This window comes from Enterobacter chuandaensis (assembly GCF_039718975.1).
Classification (GTDB): Bacteria; Pseudomonadota; Gammaproteobacteria; order Enterobacterales; family Enterobacteriaceae; genus Enterobacter; species Enterobacter chuandaensis.
In genome coordinates, this window is record NZ_CP097173.1 from 3,599,006 (window position 1) to 3,613,535 (window position 14,530).

At 60.9% G+C, this 14,530-nt stretch carries 3 protein-coding genes; all 3 read left to right on the forward strand.

The features are described 5' to 3' along the window. Positions 1 to 752 precede the first annotated feature (752 nt). Positions 753 to 10,847 (forward strand): BapA/Bap/LapF family large adhesin, encoded by a 10,095-nt coding sequence (locus MX657_RS17340; protein ID WP_346806237.1) that lies wholly within the window; start codon positions 753 to 755, stop codon positions 10,845 to 10,847. 80 nt (positions 10,848 to 10,927) lie between these two features. Beyond that, the gene (locus MX657_RS17345) at positions 10,928 to 12,331 is read left to right on the forward strand and encodes a TolC family outer membrane protein (RefSeq protein WP_346806238.1); all 1,404 of its coding nucleotides are present in this window, start codon (positions 10,928 to 10,930) and stop codon (positions 12,329 to 12,331) included. Beyond that, positions 12,328 to 14,523, forward strand: a complete 2,196-nt coding sequence (locus MX657_RS17350; protein WP_346806239.1) for a type I secretion system permease/ATPase — start codon at positions 12,328 to 12,330, stop codon at positions 14,521 to 14,523. The genes MX657_RS17345 and MX657_RS17350 overlap by 4 nt, the downstream gene beginning before the upstream one ends. Positions 14,524 to 14,530 lie beyond the last annotated feature (7 nt).

The following is a 14,530-nucleotide window of genomic DNA, read 5'->3' on the forward strand; positions in this document are numbered from 1 at the left end:
CGTTAAGAGGGAATGACGTCAGTAAACGTCCGGTGCCCCTGTTTTTATTCATCCTGCAGATCATTTTTTTATCCCCTGCATCAGGCGAATGCATGAACCGTATTGAAAATAAAGCAGGTTATTATATGCCTGCTCGCACTTTATTATTCCCCACTCGCAGTAGCAGAGTTTTGACTAAGCATAAGAATATATTTTAAATCCCTTTTAATATAATATATCTTACATCAAAAATGTTACCCTAACTTAAACACACATTTAGCAACCTTAAACAACGATGCGTTTAATTGCGTCAAAGAATTGCCCTACCAATTATTACAGCACGCATAAACCACAAACAAAAAATGTAACCAGGAAATAAAAAGCACTTCAAAAACAACAGAATATGAAAATAATCTTATAATTCACATCAATAAATTAATGTCCCCTTCACTGTTTACTCCTTTATTTACGGAAGCTTAATTTGCACATTCAGAGTTTTCTGGCTATATCATTTTTATATCCTCAAAACCAAATCCTCTATTAATTACAGGGTTTTATAAGGCACAAAATACGCATAAAAAACATTCTGTCTCATAAGTAATTAGATTCGCTCTGATGTTGCCACTCTGAATTCTGGCGGGCATCGTTCGCTCTAAAAAAGACGGTGAGTACTGTGTAATGAACAGTCACTCCGCCGGGGGCGCCCTTTACCTTCTCCAGAGATGGCTCGTCTTGCTCGTCGTTCACGATAACTCTGCTGGAGTAATACCTAAATGAGCCAAATCTCTGTTATTTCAAAACTCACTGGCGTGGAAACGACTACGGAAGGCACGCAGGTTACGCTGAGCCATTCCTCTATCGTTGAGCTTCAAGTAGAGCGTGCTGATGTCTCCCACTTCGCACGAAGTGGTAACGATCTGGTGGTGACGCTGCACTCAGGGGAAGTGATCACCCTTAAGAATTTCTACGTCACGGACGCGCAGGGCGTTAGCCAGCTGGTATTGCAGGAAAGTGACGGCGCGCTATGGTGGATTGAAGATCCTGCCGGGGCCGCCACCTACGAATCTATCGCCTCTACGGATGTGCTGCTTGCAGCCTCCGGTAGTGATGCCGGTGGCGCAGCCATCTGGCCGTGGGCGCTGGGCGGCATTGTCGCGGCTGGCGGCATCGCGGCGGCGGCAAGCTCCGGTGGCGGCGGCGGTGGGGATGACGATGATGGGAATAACAACAATCCTAACCCTAACCCCAACACGCCAGTCGATCCATCCAACCCGGATACGACACCGCCAAATGCGCCAACCAGCCTTCAGTTCTCGGGAGACGGTAAAAGCGTCACCGGTACCGCCGAGCCCGGCAGTACCATCACCCTGAAAGACGCGAACGGTAACGTCATCGGCACGGGGAAAACCGGCAGTGACGGCAACTTTACCGTGTCTCTCGGCACTCCACTGACCAACGGCGAACAGGTAACCGCTACCGCGACGGATGCGGCCGGGAATACCAGCCAGGGTACCACGATTACTGCGCCGGATCTCACCGCGCCCGATGCCCCGACGATCGGTAGCGTGACGGACGATGTTGATCCTCAAACGGGGTCGGTCACAAACGGCGGCAGCACCAACGATCCACGCCCGCAGCTCAGCGGCACCGCGGAGGCGGGCTCCACAGTAACCATCTATGACGGCGGAGTCGCAATTGGCACGGCGGTTGTCGCCAGCAACGGCACCTGGACATTTACCCCGTCAGTTGATCTGAGTGAAAGCACCCACCAGATTACCGTGCAGGCAACTGACGCCGCCGGCAACATCGGACCGGCCTCTCCGGTATTTACCCTCACCGTGGATCTTACCCCGCCGACAACGCCGACCGCGATTGTGCTGACCGACGACACGGGCGTTATCAGAGGGACCATTACTGCAGGCACCCCTACCGATGCGTCACAGCCGATCCTGGCGGGAACGGGCGAGCCCGGTGGCACAATCACTATTTACGATAACGGCGTCGCGGTTGGAACCACAACGGTGCTGCCGAACGGCACCTGGAGCGTCACGCCAGACGGCCCACTCCCGGACGGGACGCACTCGATAACCGTCGTTGAAACCGATGCTGCCGGAAACCAGAGTACGGCATCAGAACCTATCATCTTCACCGTGGATACCACGCCGCCGCTGGCCCCCGGCGACCTCGTCGTTTCGAATGATGGCGGCACTATCACCGGCACCGCCGAGCCTGGCAGCACGGTAACCATCCGTGAAGGCGACGCTATCCTTGGTACTCCAGTGGCTGACAGCGAAGGTAACTTTAGCCTGACGCTGACCCCGCCTAAGCTCAACGGTGAAATTCTGACCGCAGACGCCACCGACGTTGCGGGCAATACGGGGCCGGCAACCTCCGCGGCGGCGCCGGATGTCACCCCACCGCAGGCCCCGGTTATCGTGTCGGTGATTGATGATGTTCAGGCGACGGTCGGTCCCGTGGGCCAGAATGGGCTGACCAACGACCGGGCACCGACCCTGAACGGCACGGGCGAACCCGGCTCGACCATCACGATCTCCAACGGCAGCGACGTTATCGGCACGGTGGAGGTTCCCTCCTCCGGTCTGTGGAGCTTTACGCCGCCCTCACCGCTGGTTGATGGCACCTACGTGCTGACGGCAACGGCGACGGATGCAGCCGGTAACCCGAGTGGCCAGTCAAACGCGTGGACAATTATCGTTGACGGTACTGCGCCAGCCGCACCGGTGATTACGCAGGTCATTGACGACGTGCCCGGACGCACCGGGTCGCTCGACATCAATGAGACCACCAACGATTCAACCCCGACGCTCAGCGGTACCGCCGCGGCCAACGCCACGGTCACCATTCGCGTGGACGGGGTTGACATTGGTACCACCGTCGCCAATGGCCTCGGCGTATGGATCTTTACCCCAGACACCCCGATCGCCGAGGGTCCACATACCCTGACCGCCGTCGCAACTGACGCGGCAGGCAACACCAGCGACGTCTCTAACAGCTGGGGCATCACCATTGACAGCGTGGCCCCGGTAGCTCCGGTCATTACCCAGGTGGTGGATGACGTGCCAGAGCGCCTCGGCGCGCTCAACTCTGGCGACAGCACCAATGACACCACGCCAACGCTCAGCGGCACCGCGGAGCCGGGCTCAACCATCATCATCCGCCAGGACGGCGTCGATCTCACAACGATTGTGATCGACAGCAGCGGCACGTGGACCTATACACCAACCACACCGCTTGTTAACGGCACCTATACCTTTACCGCCGTCACCACCGATGGGGCGGGTAATACCAGCCAGCCGTCAGGCGGCTTCACCCTGACCGTCGATACCACGCCGCCAGCGGCAGCCACCATCGCCACCGTGACCGATGATGTCGGCGGCGTTAACGGGCCGCTTACCAGCGGCGACACCACCGACGACACCACGCCGACCCTGAGCGGCACCGCGCCGGAAGATGCGGTGATTACCGTCTATGACGGTACCACCCTGCTCGGCACCGCGACCCTCGACGGCAGCGGCGGCTGGAGCTTTACCCCCATTATTCCGCTCACCGACGGCCCGCATACGCTGACGGTGCATGCCACGGATGCCGCGGGCAATACCACCATCTCAACGCCGTTCGAACTGACGGTGGATACCGTCGCGCCTGCCACGCCGGATATTCCGGCAATCACCGTCAACCCTGACGGCACAGCAACGCCGCTGAACCCGGGAGAAACCACCCGCGACACCACGCCGACCCTGAGCGGTACCGGCAATCCGGGCGATACCGTGACGATCTACAACGGCGGCGTCAAACTTGATGATGTACTCGTGGACGGCACCGGCAACTGGACCTGGACGCCCACTACCCCGCTGCCTAACGGCACCTATGACATTACCCTGACCGTGACCAACATGGACGGCACGGGCAACGAAAGCGCCCCATCACAGCCGGTCACTATCACCATTGATACCGATGCACCCGTCGCACCAGCAGCACCGGTGATTACCGACAGCGTCAGCCAGATAACCGGCCCTGTCCCTGATGGCGGAACCACCAACGATCCACGTCCGGTCCTGAGCGGTACCGGCACGGCGAATGACGTTATTAACATCACTGATACCGTTAACGGCACACCGACCGTCGTGGGCACCGTCACGGTAGACAGCAGCGGCAACTGGAGCTGGCGTCCTGACAGTAATATCGGCGAGGGCAGCCACGTTTATACCGCCACCGCCACTGACGAAGCGGGCAACGTCTCTGACCCTTCTACAGGGATCACCATCACCGTCGATACCATCGCACCGGATACTCCGGTGATTGGCGCCGTCGCCGGTGAGCCGAATGGCGGTGTTACTACCGATACCACGCCAACCGTCGGCGGAGCCGGTGTGACGGGTGAAACGGTAATCGTTTACAATAATGGCGTCGAGCTTGGACGCGTGGTTGTGGCTAACGGCGAGTGGTCTTTCACCCTGCCCACGCAGACGGATGGCCCGCTGAACATCACCGTTGCGGCAGTCGACGCTGCGGGTAACGTCAGTGATCTCAGTCCGGTATTTACCGTCACCGTCGATACCACTGCACCTGAGATCCCGCTGATTAACAGCGTTGAAAACAGCCAGCTCACCAACGGAACGCTCTATACCCGCGACGGTACGCCAACCCTCAACGGCACCGGTGAGCCGGGCTCCACCGTGATTGTCAGCGTGGACGGTACGCCATCCACAGTCCAGGTCATCGTCCAGCCGGATGGTACCTGGAGTTGGACCGCAGACACCACACTGCCGGAAGGTCCACACGATATCACCGTCTCGTCGGTCGACCCGGCGGGTAACGCTTCAGGAAGCTCTGCGCCGCTTGCCGTCACGGTGGATACCGTGCTTCCGACAACGCCGGACAATATCAGCGTGGCCGCAGAGGGGACGCCGCTGACCGGTACTGGCGAAGAGGGCGCCACCATTATCGTTACAGACGCCAGCGGTAACGTGATCGGTACCGGGGTGGTCTCTGGCGGCAACTTCTCCGTGGCGCTCAGCCCGGCTCAGCAGGACGGCGCGGCGCTGACCATCACCGCTACGGATGCCGCAGGGAATCTCAGCCCTGAAGCATCCTATACCGTCACCGGTACGCTGCCGAACATCCCGGACGTGCCCGTCATTACGGCCATCGTCGATGACGTCGCCCCGGTCACCGGCGATGTGAAAGGCAAAACCACCAACGACACCACGCCAACGCTTACCGGTACGGCCGAAGCGGGCAGCGTGATTACTATCTATCAGGACGGTAGTACGACGCCATTGACAACGGTGACCGCCGACGGCAGCGGCAACTGGAGCTATACGCCAGACGCGCTTGGCGAGGGGCTGCACACCTTCGAGGTAACCGCAACCCTCAACGGTGCCACCAGCGGCCGCTCTCCGGCGGCCAGCGTGACCGTCGATCTTACCGCGCCGGACACGCCAACCATTGGCTCGGTCATTGACGACGTGGGTCCTGTCACCGGTCCGCTGACCAGCGGCCAGACCACTAACGACAACCAGCCGACCCTCACCGGCACCGGCGCGGTGGGTGACACCATCTCCATCTACAACAACGGCGTGCTGCTGGGAAGCGTGCCGGTCAGCGATACCGGCACCTGGAGCTACACCACGCCTGCCCTGCCAGAAGGCAATAACGTTCTGACCATCCGCGAGACCGATTCGGCGGGAAATCAGAGCGGTCCTTCGGCGGACTTCACCCTCGTGGTGGATTCTGTTTCCACCACGCCGGTCATCACCAGCGTAACGGATAATGTGGGAAATGCAGCCACCCCGATAGTCAGTGGCAGCGAAACGAACGACGCCACGCCAACGCTTACAGGGACCGCGGACGCAGACAGCGTGGTGACCATTTTCGACGGCGGCACCCAGATTGCCGTAGTAACGGCTGATAGCACCGGCGCGTGGACGTTTACTCCTGATACGGCACTCGTCGAAGGCTCGCACAGCTTCACCGTCCGGGCGACCGACCCGCAGGGCAACGTCAGCGAAGTCTCAGCCCCGTGGAGCATGGTGGTTGACCTCACGGCACCAACGGTTCCAACGCTGGATACGGTGAACGACAACGTCCCTGGCGGCGTCACGGGCAACCTCACCAGCGGGCAGGCGACCAACGACAACACCCCGACGATTAGCGGCACCGGGCAGCCGGGCAGCACCATCTACATCATGAATAACGGTACGCAGTTGGGTACAGCGATCGTCGACGGAACCGGGAGCTGGTCCTTTACGCCGACCACGCCGCTGGACGACGGCAGCTACTCCCTGCGCGCGTACGCAACGGATGCTGCGGGCAATGCCTCGGCTAACTCGTCGGTCTTCGTCTTCACCGTCGATACCGCAGCCCCTGGCGTGCCGGTGGTGACCACTGTGATTGACGATGTCGCACCGACTACCGGTACGCTCACGTCGGGCAGTATCACCAACGACGCGCGCCCAACCTTCAACGGCACGGGCGACGTGGGCTCAACAGTGCACGTGATTGTTGATGGCAACGAAATTGGCACCGCCGTGGTCAATGCCCAGGGCGGTTGGACCTTCACGCCGGGTGCCGATCTTGACGAAGGGCCACATGTCATCACCTTCAACGCCACCGACGCGGCGGGCAATGCGGGTAGCACAACAGCACCGTTTAACCTGACGGTAGATACGGGCGTACCGTCTGCGCCGGTCATTTCGACTGCGGCAGACAACGCGGGCAGCGTTCAGGCTCCGCTCACTTCCGGGCAGAGCACCGACGACACCACGCCAACGCTGAACGGCACCGCGACGGCCAACGCCACGGTCACGATCTATGAAAACGGGCAACCCGTCGGCACCGTGCTGGCAGACGGTACCGGCGCATGGAGCTTTACGCCGTCAGCGCCGCTGGCCGCCGGCAGCCACACCTGGACCGCCACGGTCACCGATGCTGCAGGGAACATCAGCCCCGCCTCGCCAGACTTCACGCTGATTGTCGATACCACGGCACCCACCGCGCCGGTTATCAGCCAGGCGATTGATGATGTGGGGACCATTACCGGGCCAATCACGTCCGGGCAGACGACCGACGACACCGTTCCGCGGCTGGTCGGGACCAGCGAACCGTTTGCCACCGTCAACATCTATGAAGGCACCACGCTGGTCGGGACGGGCACCGCTGACGGCAGCGGCAGCTGGAACATCCTGCTCAACACCACGCTGACGTCGGGCGCGCACAGCTTCACCGCGCAGGCCACCGATGCCGCAGGCAACACCAGCGTATCGTCCGCAAGCTTTAGTCTGACGATTGACACCGCGCCGCCTGCGCTGCCGGTGCTCACCAGCATTCTGGATGACGTTGGCAATGCGGCGACGCCAGTCGCGAACGGAGGAATAACCAACGACGCGCAGCCAACCCTCAGCGGTACGGCGGAAGCGGGTTCTACGGTGAAAATCTTCGATAACGGCGTGCAGATTGGCAGCGTGACCGCCACCGGCGGGGCGTGGAGCTATACGCCATCTCCGGCACTGAGCAACGGTCCGCACACGTTGACGTTTACCGCCACCGATGCCGCAGGCAACGCCAGCGCGCCAACCGCCGGATATACGATTAACGTTGATACCCTTGCCCCAGCCGCGCCGGTCATCAGCGCGGTGGTTGATGATGTCGGCAGCGTCATCGGCCCGGTTACCGGCACCAACCCGACCAACGACACGCGTCCGGCGCTGAGCGGGACCGCCGAAGCGAATGCAACGGTACGGATCTACGATGGCATCACGCTGGTGGGCACCGTCACCGCCGACGCCAGCGGCAACTGGACGCTGCCAGAAACCACCACGCTGACGCAAGGCACCCATAACTTCACCGCCACGGCCACCGATGCCGCAGGCAACACCAGCCCGGCATCGGCCGTGACGACGATTATCGTCGATCTGACCGCGCCAACGGCCCCAACCGGAACCTTTAACGCCGACGGTAGCGTATTAACCGGCAATGCCGAAGCAGGCAGCACCGTCACCATCCGTCTCGCGGACGGCTCGACGGTGACCACCACTGCGGGCAGCAACGGCACGTACAGCTACACCTTCATTAACAAACAGACCGAAGGCCAGACGCTGCAAATCACCGCCACCGACGCGGCGGGCAATACCTCGCAGCCCGGCTCGGCCCTCGCACCGGTGGTGCCGCTCTCCGCCAGCAATAACGTTGAAGAGCTGGATCTCAGCACCACGGCCACCGTCACCAACAGCCAGTACAGCGACTACGGCTTCCTGCTGGTCGGCGCCGTGGGTAACGTCCTGACGCTGCTGGGGAATGACACCGCTCAGGTCAACTTCACGGTGGGCAGCGGCGGCAGTGCCGATATCGTGGTGAACGCCAACGCCACGGGCGCGGTGCTCTCTCTGCTCAACACCCTTGAACTGGTGGTTCAGCATTACGTCAACGGCGCCTGGACCACCGTGGTGGATACCGGCCAGCCGCAGTTTGCTGACCTGCTGACCCTCGGCGCAACCGGCGTATCGCTGAACCTGACCGGGCTGGCGGACGGCGACTATCGCGTGCTCAGCTATAACACCAACCTGCTGGCGACCGGCTCCTACACCAGCCTCGATGTGGCGGTGAAAGAGACCGGCCCGGGCACCGTCACGGGTGACACCAGCCTGGACGGTAACGTGATCACCGACGTCGACCCAACCGCGGGCAGCGATAACGCCCCGGCAGGCGCGACGGTCACGGCCGTCACCAACGCGCAGGGCACCACCAACATCACGGCTGACGGCACGGTGATTCAGGGCCAGTACGGCACGCTGACCATTAACCGCGACGGCAGCTACACCTACAACCTGACCGACACCAGCGCGGCAGTCATTGGCCGGACGGAGAGCTTCACCTACACCATCACCTATAACGGTGCCAGCGCGTCGGCGAACCTGGTGCTGTCGCTGGGTGCCGGTACGGTCAACGGTATTGTGGCGGTAGACGACACGGCCTCGCTGACCTTTGACACCACCGTGAGTGAAATTAATAACGGTACCTCGTCTCAGGGCGGCTTCACCCTGGTGGGCATTAATCTCGGCAACACGCTGGGGCTTAACCTGCTGGACGATATGACCAACCCGATTATCTACAACGTTGAGGAAGGTACCACCCGCACCATGACCATCCAGGCCTCCGTGGGCGGCGTGGCGCTGGCGTCGGTGTTTGATCTGTACGTCTATAAGTTCAACAACGCGACCCAGACCTTCGAGCAGGTACGCGTCGAGTCGGGCTGGCTCCGCGCCCCGTTGCTGGGCGGCACATCACCGCAGCTGACGCTGCAGCTGCCTGCCGGGGAGTACCTGTTCCTGCTGAATACCGCGTCCGGGATCACCGCCCTGACCGCCTACACGCTGAGCGTCCTGCAGGATCATGTCTACAGCGTGGCGAGCATCAGCGAGACGACCACGGGCGACGTGCTGGCGAATGACCCGGTTCCTGCGGGTACGGTAGTCAGCGAGGTCAACGGCGTGACGGTCAACAGCAGTGGCACAACCGATATTCAGGGGGAATACGGCACGCTGACCATTAATTCATCCGGCCAGTATACCTATATTCTGAGGAGCGGCGTCGGCGTGGACCATATCAGCACGCCGGATACCTTCGTCTACACCATTACCGCGCCAGACGGCACGAAAGACACCGCATCGCTTAACATCACCCCAACCGCGCAGGCGATGAATGCGGTGAACGATGTCAGCGCCGTGATGGATGTGACGTCAGTGCATCACACATCGGTCTACTCCGATACCACCGTCGGCAGTGCCAGCTGGACAACGGCGCTGTTCTCATCAACTCAGGGCTCCGGCAGCGGGACCTTCGTGGTGGATCCGAACACCGCGCTGCATAACGCCTCGCTGCACTTCAACGTGGCCTCGCTGCTGGCGCTGGGCGGGCTGACGGTGAACTGGTCAATCAGCGACAGCACGGGCGTGATTCGTACCGGCTCCTTTAGCGGTGGCTCGCTGCTGGGCGGCAATATTGACGTCCCGCTGACCGGGCTGGATCTGAACGCCGGGACCTATACGCTGAGCTACACCGGCAGCGTACCGGGGCTGAGCGTCGGGAACATCACCATCACCCCAAGCGTCAACGGCACCACCTACTCGCTGAGTGATTTCGACGCCACGGGCACCCACACCGTCAACGGCAATATCTTTGACGGTACCGACTCTGGCGGCGTGCTGGATCAGCTGCACTCGGTGGATACGCGCGTCAGCATTACCGATTTCAACGGCGTCACCACCACGCTGGATCCGTACACTGGCAGCGCCACCGTCAACATAACGGGCCATTACGGCCCCCTGGCAATTGCCGCGGACGGGCATTACACCTATACCCTCAACAGCGGGGTATCGCTCTCAACCATGACGTCGAAGGAGACCTTCAACTACACCCTGACCGATGCCAGCGGCAACACCGATACCGCGTCGCTAACCATCAACATGGCGCCGAAATTTATCAGTTCGGAGCATAACGATGTGATTAGCGGTACGGCCTACGGCGATACGCTGATCTATCAGGTGCTGAACAGCACGGTGGGCAACGCCACGGCGGGTAACGTCAGCAGTACCGCTGGCGATCACTGGAACGGCTTCTCGCTGGCGCAGGGAGACAAGATCGACATTGGCGACCTGCTGGTGGGCTGGGACGGGAATACCGCTTCGTTGGGGAATTATATCCATGTCACACAAAGCGGTAGCAACACTGTGATCTCCATCGACCGTGACGGTACAGGGAGCACCTACACTAATACTGCACTCGTTACGCTTGATAACGTGCAGACCACCTACGACGAGCTTGTAAACCAGCAACACATCATTACCTGATAGCACCTGTAGTACCTAACCCGGGCGCACAGCGCCCGGGCATAAATAATAAAGCTGTACTTTTTTATTAGGGACATGACATGGGAATAAAGATGCCTTACTGGTGGCTCTCGTGCTGCCTGATATCTGTGCCCGCCATCGCGGCAAACCTTGCGGCGATGATTAATACCGGACAACTTCGCGAAACGCAGGAACTTCCCTCACTGAATGGCCGCGTCGCCCCGGTGTCAGGCAAAGCTGCCCCCGGTTCATTACAGCTTGGCGAGGCCGTCAACCGCGCCGTCACCTGGCATCCGGCGATCGCTGAAGCCGTGGGCAAACTCTACGAACAGAACGAAGAGGTCGACGTCGCCAAATCGAAATACTATCCGCAGATTAACGCCGGCATGGACAACGGATATTCCCACGACGGCGACCAGAATGGCTTTACGCCGTCGCTGGTGCTCTCTCTTTCACAGATGCTTTACGACTTCGGCAAAGTGGCAAGCCAGGTGCGGGCCGAAAATGCCGGGGTCGCCCAGCAGCAGGCCAACGTACTGGTCAGCATCGACACCATCGCCCACGATACCGCTATCGCCATGGTGCAGGTACAAACCTGGCAGCAGATGGTCGACACCGCCAAAGAGCAGCTCGATGCCCTCTCCTCAATAGGCACGCTGACCCGCCAGCGTAACGACGAAGGGGCTACCTCGCTCTCTGACGTAGTACAGACCGACGCGCGCATTGAAGGCGCGCGCGCCCAGCTGATGCAGTATCAGGCCAGCCTCGACAGCGCCCGCGCCACGCTGATGAGCTTCCTTGGCTGGAACAGCCTGAACGATATCAGCAATGATTTTCCGCAAAAGCTGGCCCGCAGCTGCGATATCGCCGAGCCGGACGATCGTCTGGTGCCTGCGGTCCTTGCCGCCTGGGCGCAGGCGAACGTCGCCCAGGCGAACCTTGACTACGCCGATGCCCAGATGACGCCAACCGTCTCGCTGGAGCCGGAAGTCCGTCACTACCTGAACGATCGCTACGCGGGTAACGAAACGCGGGATCGCACCCAGTATTCCGCCTGGGTGAAAGTGCAGATGCCGCTCTATCAGGGGGGCGGACTCACCGCACGACGTAACGCCGCCGGACACGCGGTGGAAGCAGCGCAGTCCACCATTCAGCGCACGCGCCTTGATATTCGTCAGAAGCTGCTGGAGGCCCGCAGCCAGGTGATGAGCCTGCAAAGCACGCTGCAAATTCAGGGCCGCCAGGAGGCGCTGAGCGCCCGCACCCGCGAACTTTACCAGCAGCAGTATCTCGATCTCGGCTCGCGCCCGCTGCTGGACGTGCTCAACGCCGAGCAGGAGGTCTATCAGGCGCGCTTTACCCAGCAGCAGACCCTCGGACAACTGCACCAGCTGCAGCTCAACTGCCTGTATAACACCGGGCAATTGCGTCATGCGTTCGATCTTGATAACCGCACCATCCAGACCGTGGAGATCCAGCCATGAAGCAACTCGACATCCCGCAGGGTGACAACATGACGGACGCGTCGCTGGAACAGTGGGCGCAGGCTTTTGGCTACGTTGCCACGCGCTACCGCGTCGCCTGCTCGCCCGGCTCGCTCATCGCGGGCGCGCCGTGGCTGAAAGGCAAACCGATGGTGCCCGCGCTGACCCAGCTTGCCCGTGAAGCCGGGCTGACGTTCCAGCTGCTGACGGCCGATCAGCAGTCGATCAACAGCTGGCGTCTGCCGGTGGTGGTGGAGCTAAGCGACGGAAAAATCGGCGTGATCGACAATTTTGATGGCGAAGATACGCTTGAGGTCACCTTTTTCGATAACGAGACATACACCAACCGACTGTCGATGAGCGCGTTGTTACCCGCTATCCGCCATGTGATCGCCCTGCGTCCGCTGGCCGCCCTGAAAGACAGCCGCGTGGACGCCTACATCTCAAAATACCGCCCGGACTGGCTATACCGGCTGGTGATGCGCGACCTGCGCCCCTACAGCTGGGTGATGCTCGCCGCGCTGTTTATCAACATTCTGTCACTCTCCGGGATTGTCTTCTCCATGCAGGTGTATGACCGGGTGATCCCCGCCCAGTCCTACCCGACGCTCTACGTGCTGACCATTGGGGTGCTGATCGCTACCCTGTTTGGCTTTGTGCTGCGCGTCGCGCGCGGTCACATTATGGATCTGCTCGGCAAGCGCTCGGATCTGCGCGTCTCGGATCGCGTGTTCGGCCACGCGTTACGGCTGCGCCACAGCGCCATTCCGCGCTCCACCGGCAGCTTTATCTCTCAGCTGCGAGAGCTGGAACAGATCCGCGAGATGGTCACCTCTTCTACCATCTCGACGATTGTCGATCTGCCCTTCTTCTTCCTGTTTGTGGTGGTGCTGGCGATCATCGCGCCGCAGCTGGCGTGGATCGCCCCGGTAGCAGCGGTAATCATGGTCCTGCCCGGTCTGCTGCTGCAAAAGAAGCTGGCGGAGCTGGCGAAGCAGTCTGCCCATGAATCGACCCTGCGTAACGCGGTGCTGGTAGAGAGCGTGCAGGGTCTGGAGGACATCAAGCTGATGCAGGCGGAAAACCGCTTTTTGCAGCAGTGGAACAGCTATATCCAGATCACCGCGGAATCTGGCCTGCGCACCCGCGAGCTGACGCAGAACCTGATCAGCTGGGGGATGACCGTCCAGAGCCTGGTTTACGCCGCCGTGATCGTGGTCGGCGCGCCGATGGTGATCGACGGCACCCTGACCACCGGCTCGGTGGTAGCCGCCTCAATGCTGGCCTCCCGGATGATCGCCCCGATGGCAACGCTGTGCGGCGTGCTCGCCCGCTGGCAGCAGGTGAAAGCCGCCAAAGAGGGGCTGGACAGCATTATGCAGCTGCCGACCGAGAACCAGCGCGAGGAGACGCCGATCCGCCAGGACGTGCTGCGCGGACACTATCTTTTCGAGCAGGCGCAGTTCCGCTATCAGCAGGAAGATCCTCGCATGGCGCTGCGCATTAACCGCCTGGAGATCAGGCCGGGCGAGAAAGTGGCGATCCTCGGGCGTAACGGCGCGGGCAAATCCACTCTCCTGCAGGCGATGGCGGGCGGAATGGATCTGGCGGCCGGCGAGCTGCGGCTTGATAACTTCAGCCTGCCGCATCTGGACGTGGCGGACGTGCGGCGAAACGTCGGCTTTATGACCCAGAACGCGCGGCTGTTTTACGGCACCCTGCGCGAGAACATCACGCTCGGCATGCCGCGCGCCACCGACGAAGAGATTTTCGAAGTACTGGAGATGTGCGGCGCGGCCAGCTTTGTGCAGAAGCTGCCGAAGGGGCTGGACTACCCGATTATGGAAAACGGCGTGGGGCTCTCCGGCGGGCAGCGGCAGTCCATCCTGCTGGCGCGTATGCTGCTGCGCGACCCGAATATCGTGCTGATGGATGAACCGACCGCCTCCCTTGACGAGCATACCGAGCGGGAGTTTATCCAGCGTCTCGGGGCGTGGCTCGGCAACCGCACGCTGGTTGTCGCCACCCACCGCGTGCCGGTGCTGGAGCTGGTGGAGCGCGTGGTCGTGCTCAAAGATGGGATGCTGGTCATGGACGCGCCAAAAGCGCAGGCGCTGAACAACAGCCGCATGCAGCAACAGCAGCAGGCAGCAACCGGACGGGAGTGGAAAAATGAAAATCAGTCAGCGTGACGTTGCG